Origin of the sequence: Polaribacter septentrionalilitoris, from assembly GCF_009832745.1 — a bacterium.
Taxonomy (GTDB): Bacteria; Bacteroidota; Bacteroidia; order Flavobacteriales; family Flavobacteriaceae; genus Polaribacter; species Polaribacter septentrionalilitoris.
Genome location: NZ_VRMJ01000005.1, coordinates 120,246 through 133,755, shown reverse-complemented (window position 1 = coordinate 133,755; position 13,510 = coordinate 120,246). Strand labels below are relative to the sequence as shown.

At 30.3% G+C, this 13,510-nt stretch carries 13 protein-coding genes; 9 read left to right on the top strand and 4 right to left on the bottom strand.

The features are described 5' to 3' along the window. Positions 1-27: 27 nt before the first annotated feature. The 4 genes from FP421_RS01055 to FP421_RS01040 all read left to right on the top strand — a co-directional run bounded on the left by FP421_RS01055 (position 28) and on the right by FP421_RS01040 (position 4,604). The gene (locus FP421_RS01055) at positions 28-1,134 is read left to right on the top strand and encodes a TolB family protein (RefSeq protein WP_159946729.1); all 1,107 of its coding nucleotides are present in this window, start codon (positions 28-30) and stop codon (positions 1,132-1,134) included. 180 nt (positions 1,135-1,314) lie between these two features. Then, the gene (locus tag FP421_RS01050; RefSeq protein ID WP_159946727.1) at positions 1,315-1,590 is read left to right on the top strand and encodes an EF-hand domain-containing protein; all 276 of its coding nucleotides are present in this window, start codon (positions 1,315-1,317) and stop codon (positions 1,588-1,590) included. Positions 1,591-1,701: 111 nt separating this feature from the next. Next, entirely contained in the window at positions 1,702-3,498 is a 1,797-nt protein-coding gene (lepA, locus tag FP421_RS01045; protein WP_159946725.1) for a translation elongation factor 4, read from the top strand. A gap of 11 nt (positions 3,499-3,509) precedes the next feature. Continuing rightward, on the top strand, positions 3,510-4,604 hold the full coding sequence (locus tag FP421_RS01040; protein WP_159946723.1) for a lycopene cyclase family protein: 1,095 nt from the start codon (positions 3,510-3,512) through the stop codon (positions 4,602-4,604). Here FP421_RS01040 and FP421_RS01035 read toward each other — a convergent pair. From FP421_RS01035 to FP421_RS01020, 4 genes are all read right to left on the bottom strand, one after another. Further along, positions 4,601-5,365 (bottom strand): LytR/AlgR family response regulator transcription factor, encoded by a 765-nt coding sequence (locus tag FP421_RS01035; protein WP_159946721.1) that lies wholly within the window; start codon positions 5,363-5,365, stop codon positions 4,601-4,603. The two genes, FP421_RS01040 and FP421_RS01035, sit on opposite strands and share 4 nt — an antisense overlap. A gap of 134 nt (positions 5,366-5,499) precedes the next feature. Continuing rightward, positions 5,500-6,507 (bottom strand): sensor histidine kinase, encoded by a 1,008-nt coding sequence (locus FP421_RS01030; protein ID WP_159946719.1) that lies wholly within the window; start codon positions 6,505-6,507, stop codon positions 5,500-5,502. 15 nt (positions 6,508-6,522) lie between these two features. Continuing rightward, on the bottom strand, positions 6,523-8,898 hold the full coding sequence (locus FP421_RS01025; protein WP_159946717.1) for an outer membrane beta-barrel protein: 2,376 nt from the start codon (positions 8,896-8,898) through the stop codon (positions 6,523-6,525). A 229-nt stretch (positions 8,899-9,127) separates the two neighbouring features. Continuing rightward, entirely contained in the window at positions 9,128-9,826 is a 699-nt protein-coding gene (locus FP421_RS01020; RefSeq protein ID WP_159946715.1) for a zinc metallopeptidase, read from the bottom strand. Positions 9,827-9,920: 94 nt separating this feature from the next. Here FP421_RS01020 and FP421_RS01015 point away from each other — a divergent pair, with 94 nt between their 5' ends. The 5 genes from FP421_RS01015 to FP421_RS00995 all read left to right on the top strand — a co-directional run bounded on the left by FP421_RS01015 (position 9,921) and on the right by FP421_RS00995 (position 13,482). Further along, positions 9,921-10,958 (top strand): asparaginase, encoded by a 1,038-nt coding sequence (locus tag FP421_RS01015; RefSeq protein ID WP_159946713.1) that lies wholly within the window; start codon positions 9,921-9,923, stop codon positions 10,956-10,958. Between the two features lie 220 nt (positions 10,959-11,178). Then, the gene (locus FP421_RS01010; protein ID WP_159946711.1) at positions 11,179-11,904 is read left to right on the top strand and encodes a MotA/TolQ/ExbB proton channel family protein; all 726 of its coding nucleotides are present in this window, start codon (positions 11,179-11,181) and stop codon (positions 11,902-11,904) included. A gap of 8 nt (positions 11,905-11,912) precedes the next feature. Beyond that, entirely contained in the window at positions 11,913-12,368 is a 456-nt protein-coding gene (locus FP421_RS01005) for a hypothetical protein (protein ID WP_159946709.1), read from the top strand. Positions 12,369-12,372: 4 nt separating this feature from the next. Next, complete coding sequence (locus FP421_RS01000; RefSeq protein WP_159946707.1) at positions 12,373-12,996, top strand: ExbD/TolR family protein; 624 nt, start codon at positions 12,373-12,375, stop codon at positions 12,994-12,996. A gap of 21 nt (positions 12,997-13,017) precedes the next feature. Beyond that, positions 13,018-13,482: an ExbD/TolR family protein gene (locus FP421_RS00995; RefSeq protein WP_159946705.1), complete on the top strand. Its 465-nt coding sequence runs from the start codon at positions 13,018-13,020 to the stop codon at positions 13,480-13,482. Positions 13,483-13,510: the final 28 nt, after the last annotated feature.

Here is a 13,510-nt window from a genome sequence, read left to right as displayed (position 1 = left end):
TTTTGTTACAATTAAAACAGTTTAAAAATGAAATTTAGAGTACTTTTTTTGTTTATATTAACCTTATTCATAGTTTCTTGTAAAAATAAGAAAAAAGAAAAAGAGGATGCCTATGCTGGTGAAACAAAAAAATGGGAAGGAGGTTTAATCTATCCAGAAGAGAAGCATTTTAAATCTTTAAAACAAATTACTTTTGGAGGTGATAATGCAGAAGCCTATTGGAGTTTTGATGATAAACAATTGATTTTTCAATCCAATAACAAAAACTGGGGAGTAAATTGTGACCAAATGTTTTTGATGAATGCTGATGAAACATTTAAAGATACAATTCCGCCAATGATTTCAACGGGTTTAGGACGTACAACATGTGCTTATTTTTTACCAGATAATAAAAGTTTTGTTTATGGTTCTACACATTTAGGAGGAAAAGAATGTCCGCCTGCACCTCTAAGAAGAGAAGGTAAATATGTATGGCCAATTTATGAAACGTATGATATTTTTGTAGCCGATTTAAAAGGAAATATCACCAAACAATTGACCACAGAACCTGGTTATGATGCCGAAGCAACTGTATCTCCAAAAGGTGATAAAATTGTGTTTACTTCAATGAGAACAGGAGATTTAGAATTATTTACAATGAATATTGATGGCTCTGATGTAAAACAAATTACCAATCAATTGGGTTATGATGGTGGAGCGTTTTTCTCACCAGATGGCACAAAATTAATCTTTCGTTCTTCAAGACCTAAAACAGAAGCAGAAATCAAAGAATACCAAGATTTATTAAAAGAAGGATTGGTGCAACCTACGGAAATGGAATTATACATCTGTAATGCAGATGGTTCTGATTTAAGACAATTAACAGATTTAGGTAATGCCAATTGGAGTCCGTTTTTTCATCCTTCAGGAAAAAAGATTTTATTCTCTTCAAATTTTGAAGCGGAAAGAGGTTTTCCGTTTAACTTATATATGATAGATTTGGATGGAAAAAATTTAGAAAGAGTTACGCATGGAGAGACTTTTGATGCCTTTCCTGTATTTTCTAATGATGGTAAAAAGTTGATATTTTCATCAAATAGAAATAATGGAGGTGGTAGAGATACCAACTTGTTTATTGCAAAATGGCAAGACTAAAAGGATTGGCATTTTGAAACATATAATAAGAGATACCAACTTGTTTATTGCAGAATGGCAAGATGAATTTGAAATAAAATTTACGATATTCGTAAAAAATAATAATAAAATGAGATTTATCACAAAATAAATAAAAAATATTTATTAATTTGATGCATTATTAAATTACAGGTAAAAAATATGGGAGCAAAAGAAAGTATTTTAAGAAAGATTAGAATTTTAATTACCAACCAGTTTGATTCTCCAGAAGAGGCATTTCACTTTTTTGATTCAAATGATGATGGTAGGTTAAGAAAATCTGAAATAAAAAAATTATTAAGAAGTGCTGTTGTTAATGGTTTTATAAGAGGTATAGTTGCTGATGAATTATTAAAAGGATATGACAAAGATAGTGATGATACAATTAGCTGGGAAGAATTTAAAGTTGCGATTACAGAACTTGAAAGAGATTTGTAAATTGTAACTAAATAAACGAAAAAGTACAATGAATTTCATTGTACTTTTTTTATTTGACAAGGTTGGTAAATAGCATATCTTTGTTGGTTGAAAGTAGTTAGAAAACGCAGTATGAAGAACATTAGAAACTTTTGCATCATCGCACATATAGATCATGGTAAAAGTACCTTAGCAGATAGATTATTAGATTATACAGGCTCTGTAACTGAACGCGAAAAGCAAAATCAGTTATTAGATAATATGGATTTAGAGCGTGAACGTGGTATTACTATAAAATCGCATGCCATTCAAATGGATTATGAATTAAATGGAGAAAAATATATTCTTAATTTAATTGATACTCCTGGTCACGTAGATTTCTCTTACGAAGTTTCTCGTTCAATAGCAGCTTGTGAAGGCGCATTGTTAATTGTAGATGCTGCACAAAGCATACAAGCACAAACTATTTCTAACTTATACTTGGCTTTAGAGAACGATTTAGAAATTATCCCTGTGTTGAATAAAGTGGATTTACCAAGTGCAAATCCAGAAGAAGTTACAGATGATATTGTAGATTTATTAGGATGTAACCCAGAAGAAGTAATTCACGCAAGTGGAAAAACAGGTTTTGGAGTAGATAATATTTTAGCCGCAATTATAGATAGAGTACCTGCGCCACAAGGAAATCCTAATGCGCCATTAAAAGCTTTAATTTTTGACTCAGTTTATAATTCTTATAGAGGAATTGAAACTTACTTTAGAGTTTTAGATGGGGCTATAAAAAAGAATCAACAGATTAAATTTATGGCAACTGGTAAAGAATATGGAGCTGATGAAGTTGGTACCTTAAAGCTTGAGCAAGTTGTAAAAAAAGAAATTAAAACTGGTGATGTTGGGTATTTAATTACAGGAATTAAAGCTGCAAAAGAAGTAAAAGTTGGAGATACAATTACAGATTTTGCAAACCCTACAGCAGATAGAATTGATGGTTTTGAAGATGTAAAACCCATGGTTTTTGCTGGGATTTATCCTGTAGATACAGAAGATTACGAAGAGTTGCGTAATTCTATGGAAAAGTTGCAATTAAATGATGCTTCTTTGGTATTTCAACCAGAAAGTTCAGCAGCATTAGGGTTTGGTTTTCGATGTGGATTCTTAGGAATGTTGCACATGGAAATCATTCAAGAACGTTTAGAACGTGAGTTTAACATGACTGTAATTACTACAGTTCCTAACGTATCTTATCATGCATACACCAATAAAAATCCTGACGAGGCTGTTATTGTTAACAATCCTTCAGATTTACCAGAACCATCAAAATTAAACAGAGTAGAAGAGCCTTTTATTAAAGCTTCTATCATTACAAAATCAGATTTTGTTGGTCAAGTAATGAGTTTATGTATTGAAAAACGTGGACAGATTGTAAATCAGACGTATTTAACAACACAAAGAGTTGAGTTAATTTTTGATATGCCTTTGGCAGAAATAGTATTTGATTTTTATGATAGATTAAAAACCGTTTCTAAAGGATATGCTTCTTTTGATTATCATCCTATTGGGATGCAAACTTCAAAATTAGTGAGAGTAGATATTTTATTAAATGGGCAAACAGTTGATGCGTTATCTGCATTATTACACGCAGACAATGCCTACACAATTGGTAAAAAAATTGTAGAAAAACTAAAAACTTTAATACCAAGACAACAGTTTGATATTCCTATTCAAGCTGCAATTGGTGCTAAAATTATCGCTAGAGAAACTACCAAAGCGTTGCGTAAAGACGTAACTGCAAAATGTTATGGAGGTGATATATCTCGTAAACGTAAACTTCTAGAAAAACAGAAAAAAGGTAAAAAGAGAATGCGTCAAGTAGGTAATGTAGAAATACCTCAAGAAGCATTTATGGCAGTTTTAAAGTTGAATGATTAGAATTTAGCATTATGCATCAATATGACGTTATTATTGTTGGAGGTGGGGGAGCAGGTTTATTGCTTGCTAGAGAACTGGGTAATAAAAAACATAAAGTTTTAGTTATTGATAAAAACACAAATCTTTTAGATTTCTCATTTTATACACTTGCAAGTTTTATAAATCTAGAAAAATTTAATCTAACTAAAAACGTCGTTTCTGAGAATATTAATAAAATATGGCTTCATTCTAAAAACTTTAAAACAAAAATTAAATGTGAGCTATATACTTTAGATAAAAAAGCGGTTCATAAAGAGTTATTAGAAGCAATAAATACTGATTTTGTAGATTTTAAACTGGGCATTCAAATAAAAGAAATTGTCGAGGAAAACAAGCTATTTACTACTGTAAAAGATAAAAATAATAATTCCTACTCTGCAAAAATATTTGTTGATGCAACAGGAACTGCAGGTGTTCTGAGTAAACAATTGGGTTTAAGAGATAAACAAAATAAGCTAGCAACTGGTGTAGAGTACAATGCCAAGTATTTAGGTAAACCCGATCAAATTTATCTACTTTTAGGGAAGACTTATAAAGGTGGTTACGGTTGGATTTTTCCCTTAAAAAATAATAGAGCAATTATAGGATTTGGAACAACGGATAATACCTTGAAAAAAGGATTGAAAAGAAGATTAGATGAGATAGTTGAATTACCAGAGATAAAAAAACTGATTCAATTAGACTCTAAAAAAGTAGAAGGAGGAAGTATACCAATAACGCCAGTAATTGAAAAATTTGTTTTAAAAAATTTGGTTTGTGTTGGGGATAGTGTTTCACAAGTAAATCCAATTGTGGGTGAAGGATATAAATTTATATTTGAGTCAGCAGTTATTGCTAGCAGAGCAATTGATAGTGCTTTAATAGAAAATGATATTTCTCTACTTAACAATTATGAAAAAACATGGAAAAATAGATTCTTATCAAACTATAAAAGATCTAAAATTAGACAAGAACAGATAGAAAAGTTTTCCAAAAGTGATTTAATGATTGATTTTGGGATGTTATTATCAAAATTACGATCTAATAAAAAGAACTTAGAATCCTTATCTGGTGAATATGAAAATTAATTTTCCAACCATTTTCTAAACTCAGCAGTAGTAGAAGAACTCGTCATTACTTTTTCTTTGTGGATTCTAATAGAAATCAATAAACGATTTTTAAAGTGACTTTCTATTTTTTCTATAAAATCGATGTTTACAATTTCACTTCTATTAATCTTAAAAAACTTTTTAGGATTTAACTGTTGGTGAATGCTTCCTAGATTTTGAGAAATGGTATGTCTTTTTCCGTCTTTGTCATTTACCAAACAGAAATCTCCAGAGGCAGCAATTAAAGCCATGTCAATAGCATTTAATAATTGAATACCAGAGGCTTTTTTAATAACAAAACGTTTTTTATACGTGTTGTATTCTTGTTGCAGAGCGGTTTTTAAAACATCTATAGTAGAAGTGTCTAATTTGTTATAATCGCCTTTTTTGAATAACGACTGGTATTTTAAAATAGCTTTGTTAAAATCATTTTGAGAATAGGGTTTTAAAATGTATGCAATTCCGTTAGTATTAAAAGCTTGAAACAAATATTCATCGTGAGCGGAACAAAAAATAATAGGTGCATCAATTTGAATTTTATTGAATAAATCAAATGACAAACCATCTAAGAGTTGAATGTCAGATAAAATAAAATCGTACTTATTTTCTTTGAGTAATAGCTCTCCATCAACTAGAGAACGTGCCCAATCTTGTGAGATTTTTACATCAAAAAAAACATCCAAATACTTGGTTAATTTTTGATATGCTGGTATTTCGTCTTCTAAAATTAATATTTTCATAGTTTTAACTTTTCTCGTCGAGCGCAGTCTAGAGGTTAATTTAGGTCTTGACTGCGCTCGACCAGACATTTTTTTGATGTCATTTAGACCTTGTGGAGAAATCTATTTTTTAATTAAGGTTTCTCAATTCCACATTAATTACTTAATTCTATAATTGGTATAAAAACTTCAAATTTTGTTTCTGTATTTACAACCTGAACTTTTTCATCAGAAAGCAATTGATAACGAGCTTTTAAATTAGCTAAACCTGTACCTAAGGATTCTTTATTTACCTTTACTTTCGATTTTGTGTTGGTAACAATCAACCAACCTTCATTAATTAGAATGTTGGTTTTAATTGGTTTTGTACCATCAGATTTATTGTGTTTTACGACATTTTCTAATAAGGTTTGAATAGCGCTAGTAGGTATAAATTTATTTAATAAAGAAATATTTTCTTCTATTGTAAATTCATAATCCTTACTAAACCTCGTTTCAATTAAGAATATATAGTTTTTTGCAAAATTTATTTCATCAGAGAGTTCCATGACTTCTGCGTCTTTTGTTTGTATTAAATACCGATAAATTAATGACAATCTATTGATATATTCTTTTGCTTTTGTTGGGTTGCTATCTATTAAACTGTCTAATGTGTTTAAATTATTGAATAAAAAATGAGGATCAATCTGAGAGCGTAATAATTTTAATTCGTTTTCTTTTTGTTGCGCTGTAATCTTAGAGATTTGAGTTTGACCTTCATAAAACTTTTTGGTAATAATAATACCTAAGATAAGACCCACAGAATCAGATCCATTAAAAATAGCATACAATATTAAATTGCCAAGTTCTGGAAATTTACTCCAATCATTATTTCCAGTAGCAAAACCAACTACTCTTTCTATTACACCAATAGAGGTAATAACTAAGAGGCCAAATACTGCAAAAAGTATATAATTTTTTTTATGAATAAGAAACCTTGGAATAATAAAGTACATATAGATTAAAACACCCAAACAAGAGGTAATCACATACATGGGTATATCTATTAAGTATTCTATTAATGTTGCATTTTGATCTAAATAATCAAACACATTTAGCATTGCGCTGATAAGGTAAAATATGCCAAGAATTACATAATCAGATTTGTTAAGTTTGGTGTTCATCTAAAAACGAAGATATTAATTATTATCTCTAATTCTATTTTCTTCATCTCTGTTCTTGTTTCTACTCGATTTCTTTTTACCAAATTTAGAACCAAAACTATATACTAACCTTAACTGAATATTTTGTCTAGAACCATTACTTTCTACTGATGCTGTTCCATTACCATAATCAATATTACCCACAAAACCTCTGTTTAACATCTTATTGAAACCAAGATTTACACGTAGTTTTTCATCCAAAAATTTCTTACCAAAAGAAAAGTCTAATCCTGCTAACCAATCTACATTAATTTGACCTTCTAAAGCTCCTGTTCCGTAATTTCCACTAACTTCAAAATCGATATCCCAAGGTAGTTCATAACTAGCTTGAACAAACCAAACTAAGTTCCATTTGTTTAAATCTACACCATACGTTGACGATTGAAAATCGGTATTGGTTACTATAATTCCAGTATAACCTTCTAAACCTTTGGTAAAGTTTACGGGTGCAAATAATCTAAAATTCCAATTTGCATTATTTTCTACATTTACTTCTTGCTGACGAATTTGTGCTGTAGCATTGTCTTGTTTTATCAACTGAAAAATAACATCATCAGTTTTACTGTAACCGATGGTAAAAAAAGGTTGGCCTTTATAAGTTAAGTTAAATTGATAGTTATTGGTGTACGCTGGAGTTAAAGATGGGTTTCCTTCGCTGGCAGAAAACGGGTCTAAAAACTGTTGAAAAGAGTTTAAACTGTTATAAGAAGGTCTTTGAATTCTGTAACTGTATGATAAACTTGCTCCTAAAATATCGGTTAATTTTCTACTGATTGATGCACTTGGAAAGATTTTTTTAATAGGACGCTTTTTAACCTCAGTGGTCATTACACCATTTTTTAAAAAGGTTGATGTTCCGTCTGTGTTACTATCCTCATATCTTAATCCACCAGAAAAAGACCATTTCCCAAATGTAGCATTTACTTTAGAGTAGAGTGCAAAAATAGTTTCATCAATTACAAAACGACTGCTTTCATCATCAACTTTATCAAAATTTCCACCGTTATTTTGAATTTGAGACTCTAAATCATTATCTGTTTTTACATCTGCAAAACGAGTTCCTGTACTGAACTTGAAATTGTCTGAAAATGTTTTTGTGTAATCTGCTCTGTAGGTTTTAATAGTATATTTTCCATCTTGAATATATCTTCTGTCTGTAAAAGCTACTGTGCTACCTGCAACATCAGATAATCTATTGGTGTTATCATTTACAAAATTGATGTAATTAAAATCGATAACTAATTTATCTGTGTCAGTTTTGTATTCGTAATAAGGGTTGATGTTAAAATTCGTTCTTTTTCTATCAAAATTATTTTCAGAAAATAAGGTATTGGTAGTATTCGCATCAGAAATAATTGTTTCACTGGTCGCAATTCTATCAGAATTTCTAGTATTTATTTGACTACCTAATCCTATGGAATGATGGTCATTAAGATAATAATCTAAACTTCCGCTAATTCTAAAATTATCAGGATCATAAGGCTCTCTTGTAACTTGATTGTACGTTTCGTTACCCACTGTTCTAATTAAAAATAAATCGTCTCTCCAAGTTGGTTGAGAGTAACCTGTACTCATCTGCCAATTCAGTTTATTTTTATAACTGGCAATAGAAAAACCAGAACCCCACTCAAAACCTTGGTCTTCTCCTACCCAAGAATTTACACTTCCATGAGTTCCTAATTTTACATTTTTCTTTAAAATAATATTGATAATAGCTCCAGAACCAGAGGCTTCATATTCTGCTCCAGGTTGTTCTACAACTTCAATTTTAGAGATGTTGTCTGCAGGAAAATCACGAAGTAGCGTTTGAATATCCATATAATCTGTAGTTTTTCCATTGATTAAAATTCGAACACCTCTATTTCCAGCAATTGTAATTCCATTATTGGTAACCAAAACACCAGGAACTTTTCGCATTACATCTTGTAAGTTGGTGTTAATCATTTCAGATTTTTCCAAATCAACGACTAGTTTTTCTGCAGTTTGTTTGATAACAGGTCGTTTACTTTTTACAACAACTTCATTTAGAGTCTGTGTTTCTTCTTTTAAGGTAATATTAAAGGTCTTATTAGAATTCAATTCAAAATCTTTTATTTTTTGAGTTTTAAAACCCAACATTGAAATTTCTAGACGATATTTTCCTGGTTCAATATTTTCTAATCGATATTCTCCTAAATCATTAGAAGTTACTCCTTTTGGATTTTCTTTACTATCAATTTTATACAAAACAATATTTGCAAAAGGCAAAGCTTGTTTTTGATCATCAATAATTTTTCCTTGAATTGAGTGTTGAGGAAATGCTGTTGTAATTCCAAAAAATAAAAAAATAATGCTTGTTGTAAATAGTTTCATTTGGCTGGTTTTTTATTTAACACTGTAAAAGTGTCCATTTTGTTAGAGTAGAAAAACAGAAATCTAATGAATTGGGTTAATTTTCCGATAAACAGATATTGAGTTACTACAAACCAAAGACGCTACCAATTGATAAAAAGTTTCCTAGCACAAAAAATGCTCCGAAAAATTGAAGCATTTTAGATATTTATATCATTAAGAAATATTTTTAAAAAAGTTTCTGTGAGATTTAGTCTCTACCACCCAAAACTTGCAATCCCCAATATAAAAGCATTGCTAAAGAACCCAAAGCAGCTACTAAATACGTTCTTGCAGCCCATTTTAAGGCATCTTTAGAACCCGCAAATTCTTGTTGAGAAACTATGTTTTTGTTTTTTAGCCATGCCAAAGCTCTGTTACTTGCATCATATTCTACTGGTAATGTAATAAAACTAAAAAGCGTTGCCAATGCCATCATTGCTAAACCAGCAACAGCTATATAAAAACCAATACCTGCAGCACCAGAAGCAGCTCCTAAAATTAACCCACCAATAACTAGCCACTGTGAAAATTTAGAAGTAACACTAACAATAGGCACTAACTGAGAACGCATTGTTAAATAACTGTATGCTTTTGCATGCTGCACAGCATGCCCAACTTCGTGAGCAGCAACAGCAGCTGCAGCAGCGTTTCTTTGATTGTAAACGGCTTCACTTAAGTTTACGGTTTTGTCTTTTGGATTATAGTGATCTGTTAAGCGTCCAGGAGTAGAAATTACCTTTACATCAAAAATACCATTATCTGCCAACATTTTTTCAGCAATTTCAGCACCAGACATTCCGTTTCTTAATGAAATTTGAGAGTATTTTTTAAACTTACTTTTTAATTTATTGCTAACTAGCATACTCACCAAAGAGATTAGACCAATTAGTATATAGAATCCCATCATAATTTATAGTGTTTTAAATTGTATATCATTTTTGTTTGATAAATTTACAACATAAAGTATTCCAATTTATTATTTGGAATATAAAAATGACAAAATGACAAATAAACCCAACATATTACTAATTTATACAGGAGGAACAATTGGTATGGTTAAAGACTATAAAACAAACGCTTTAAAGGCTTTTGATTTTAGTCAGATTGTTGATAAAATTCCAGAATTACAACAATTAAATTGTCACATAGAAAGTATTTCTTTTGATGAACCTATGGATTCTTCTAATATGAATACTGCATATTATATTAATATTGTTAATATAATTGAAGAAAATTATCTAAAATTTGACGGTTTTGTAATTTTAACAGGGTCAGATACAATGTCATACATTTCTTCTGCAATAAGTTTTATGTTGAAGAATTTAAAAAAACCAATCATTTTTACTGGGTCTCAGTTGCCAATTGGCGATTTAAGAACAGATGCAAAAGAAAATTTAATTACATCAATTCAGATTGCAGCTGATCAAGAAAATGGGAGACCTACAATTGCAGAAGTGTGTTTGTATTTTGAATACAAGTTATACAGAGCCAACAGAACTACTAAAATAAGTGCAGAACAATTTGAGGCATTTGCTTCTATGAATTATCCACCATTAGCAGAAAGTGGTGTGCATTTAAGCTTTAACAAGCATTTAATTCATCAACCTAAAAACACATATAATGAGTTAATTGTTAGAAAGAATTTAGTTGATGATATTGTTATATTAAAATTATTCCCAGGTATAAAAAAAGAAGTTGTAAAAAGTATATTAAACATACCTAATTTAAAAGGAGTGGTGTTAGAAACTTATGGTTCTGGAAATGCGCCAACTACAAAATCTTTTATTACCTTATTGAAGGATGCAATTCAAAAAGGGATTAAGATTGTCAATGTAACACAATGTGTTGGCGGAAGTGTAATTCAGGGACATTATGAAACTAGTGTTGAGTTAAATACTATTGGAGTAATTAATGGGAAAGATATTACAACAGAAGCTGCTGTTGCTAAATTAATGCATTTGCTTAATAAAAATATTTCAGATTTTGAGTTTAAAGAATTGTTTCAGAAGTCAATGCGAGGAGAAATAACTAGTAAATAATTTAACATTATTGTATATCTTCAAATAAAATGTGATTTTGACATTTAAATAGATTCATTTTTTTTTTAATGGGTCAATATTTTTTTGTTACTTGGCACTCTCAAAAAGAGAAACTACAAGGTTTTCTTTAATTTATTCGTTAAAGTGAATTTAAGATTCTTTTTTTGAGTTGAAAATTTATATCTTTAACCCGTTAACTATTAAAATAATTATAACAACGATGAAAAAAGTAGTAAATATCCTATCTATAACAGGATTTATGTTTTTTGGAGCTATTCAATCAACTTTTGCGCAAGAAGCAACGACAGAGGAAGCAAAGACTTTTCACCAAGAATTAAAACAACGTTTTATTGAAGGTGATCCTCAATTTATGGGAATTGTATTGGTAGCTTTAATTTTAGGTCTAGCAATTGCAATTGAAAGAATCATTTATCTAAACATGGCAACTACAAATACTAAGAAATTAGTAGCAAATGTAGACGACGCTTTAAGTTCGGGTGGTGTAGAAGCAGCTAAAGAAATTTGTAGAAATTCCAAAGGGCCTGTAGCTTCAATTTTTTATCAAGGTTTAGATAGAGTAGATGAAGGTGTAGATGCTGCAGAAAAAGCTGTAGTTTCTTATGGTGGAGTTCAAATGGGACTTTTAGAGAAAAACGTTTCTTGGTTGTCTTTATTTATTGCTTTGGCACCGATGTTAGGGTTCATGGGAACTGTAATTGGTATGATTCAAGCATTTGATATGATTGCTGTTGCAAATGATATTTCTCCAGGTGTAGTTGCAGGTGGTATTAAAGTTGCCTTATTAACAACTGTTTTTGGTTTAATTGTAGCAATTATATTACAAATTTTTTATAATTATATCGTATCTAAAATTGATAGCATCGTTAATAATATGGAAGACGCTTCTATACAGTTAATCGATTTATTAGTAAAATATAAAAAATAAAATATCTTATGAAAGGTAATTTATCTAAAATATTAAGCATAGTTGTTGCGGTTATCGCAATAATTGGAGCAATTCTTTTTATCAGAATTTTTATGACTGATAGTGAGGATTTGGAAGCATTGAGTAGCGCTGTTGGAACAATAGTTACTTACTCAACATCATTACTTTACTTTGCTGTTGGAGCAACAATAATTCTATCTTTGATAGGATTGTTTACAAATCCGGATAATTTAAAGAAAACTTTACTGGGTCTTGCTGTATTAGGGGTAGTTTTAGTAATAGCATACTTTACAGCAGACAGTGCAGCTGTTGTAGATACTCAAGGAGTAGTGTTAAAAGGAGGAGAAGAAGGTTCTTCTATCAATCAGTGGGTTGGTACAGGAATATGGTACAGCGTTCTTTTAGGAGCAGCTGCTAGTTTCTTCTTTGTATACGATTTAGTAAAAGGTTTAATTAAATCTTAATTTTATGGCAAGAAGAGACACTCCAGAAATTAATGCAGGCTCTATGGCAGATATTGCCTTCTTGCTATTAATTTTCTTTTTAGTAACCACTACAATGAATGTAGATTCTGGTGTATCTAAAAAGTTATCAGAAAAACCGCCACCAGACTATGTACCTCCTGTAATTAAGGAAAAAAACATTTTTGAAGTTAATATCAATAGAAATAACGAGTTATTGGTAGAAGGTGAAAGAATGGAAGTAAAAGACCTAAAAGAAGCTGCAATCAAGTTTATTGATAATGGTGGAGGAGATGGTAAAGTTGAAAATGGTGTAGCTACAGGACCTTGTGACTATTGTAATGGAGAAAGAAGTGATAAATCTTCAGATCATCCTAATAAAGCTATTATCTCTGTACAAAGTGATAGGTTAACTGAATATGGTACTTATTTAACTGTTCAAAATGAATTGTTAAGAGCATATGCAGAATTACGTAATAGACTATCTTTAGAGAGATATAAAATTCCTTTTGCAGAATTGGAAGAAGCTTATAAAGATGATAGAGATAATGCAGCTTTGAAGAAAAAAGTTGAAGATATCAAAACAAGTTATCCTCAAATTATTTCTGATGCTGAACCAACGTCTAATTAATTTTTAAAAAAGTATAATAATATGTCTAAGTTTAGAAAAAAGAAAAAAGGAGTTCCAGCGGTAAATACTGCGGCATTACCAGACATCGTTTTTATGTTATTATTCTTCTTTATGGTTACTACTACCATGAGAGAAACTGATTTAAAAATAGAAAACCCTAGGTTACCAAGTGCAACTGAGGTTAAAAAGTTAGAACATAAAAGTCTAGTTAGCACTATTTATGTTGGTAAAGCCAAAGATTCAAAATATGGTTCTAGTTTTAATAGAATACAACTAAATGACAAAATAGCAACAGCAGATCAAGTTCCTGCATTTATTATTAATGCAAGATCTAAAGTTTCTGAAGCTGAGGTGCCATTCATGACAACTTCTATAAAAGCAGATAAAGAATCTAGTGTAGGTACAATTACAGATATTAGACTTAAGTTAAGAGATGTAAATGCTCTTAAAATTAGTTACTCTGCATCAAAAACTTCATCAAACTAGATTGATTTACTATAATTTTTAAAAAAAG

Coding starts and splice junctions, on each gene's coding strand:
- FP421_RS01010 (WP_159946711.1), top strand. CDS start 11,179: ATGAAAAAAGTAGTAAATATCCTATCTATAACAGGATTTATGTTTTTT.
- FP421_RS01025 (WP_159946717.1), bottom strand. CDS start 8,898: ATGAAACTATTTACAACAAGCATTATTTTTTTATTTTTTGGAATTACA.
- lepA (WP_159946725.1), top strand. CDS start 1,702: ATGAAGAACATTAGAAACTTTTGCATCATCGCACATATAGATCATGGT.
- FP421_RS01005 (WP_159946709.1), top strand. CDS start 11,913: ATGAAAGGTAATTTATCTAAAATATTAAGCATAGTTGTTGCGGTTATC.
- FP421_RS01015 (WP_159946713.1), top strand. CDS start 9,921: ATGACAAATAAACCCAACATATTACTAATTTATACAGGAGGAACAATT.
- FP421_RS01055 (WP_159946729.1), top strand. CDS start 28: ATGAAATTTAGAGTACTTTTTTTGTTTATATTAACCTTATTCATAGTT.
- FP421_RS01030 (WP_159946719.1), bottom strand. CDS start 6,507: ATGAACACCAAACTTAACAAATCTGATTATGTAATTCTTGGCATATTT.
- FP421_RS00995 (WP_159946705.1), top strand. CDS start 13,018: ATGTCTAAGTTTAGAAAAAAGAAAAAAGGAGTTCCAGCGGTAAATACT.
- FP421_RS01050 (WP_159946727.1), top strand. CDS start 1,315: ATGGGAGCAAAAGAAAGTATTTTAAGAAAGATTAGAATTTTAATTACC.
- FP421_RS01020 (WP_159946715.1), bottom strand. CDS start 9,826: ATGATGGGATTCTATATACTAATTGGTCTAATCTCTTTGGTGAGTATG.
- FP421_RS01040 (WP_159946723.1), top strand. CDS start 3,510: ATGCATCAATATGACGTTATTATTGTTGGAGGTGGGGGAGCAGGTTTA.
- FP421_RS01000 (WP_159946707.1), top strand. CDS start 12,373: ATGGCAAGAAGAGACACTCCAGAAATTAATGCAGGCTCTATGGCAGAT.
- FP421_RS01035 (WP_159946721.1), bottom strand. CDS start 5,365: ATGAAAATATTAATTTTAGAAGACGAAATACCAGCATATCAAAAATTA.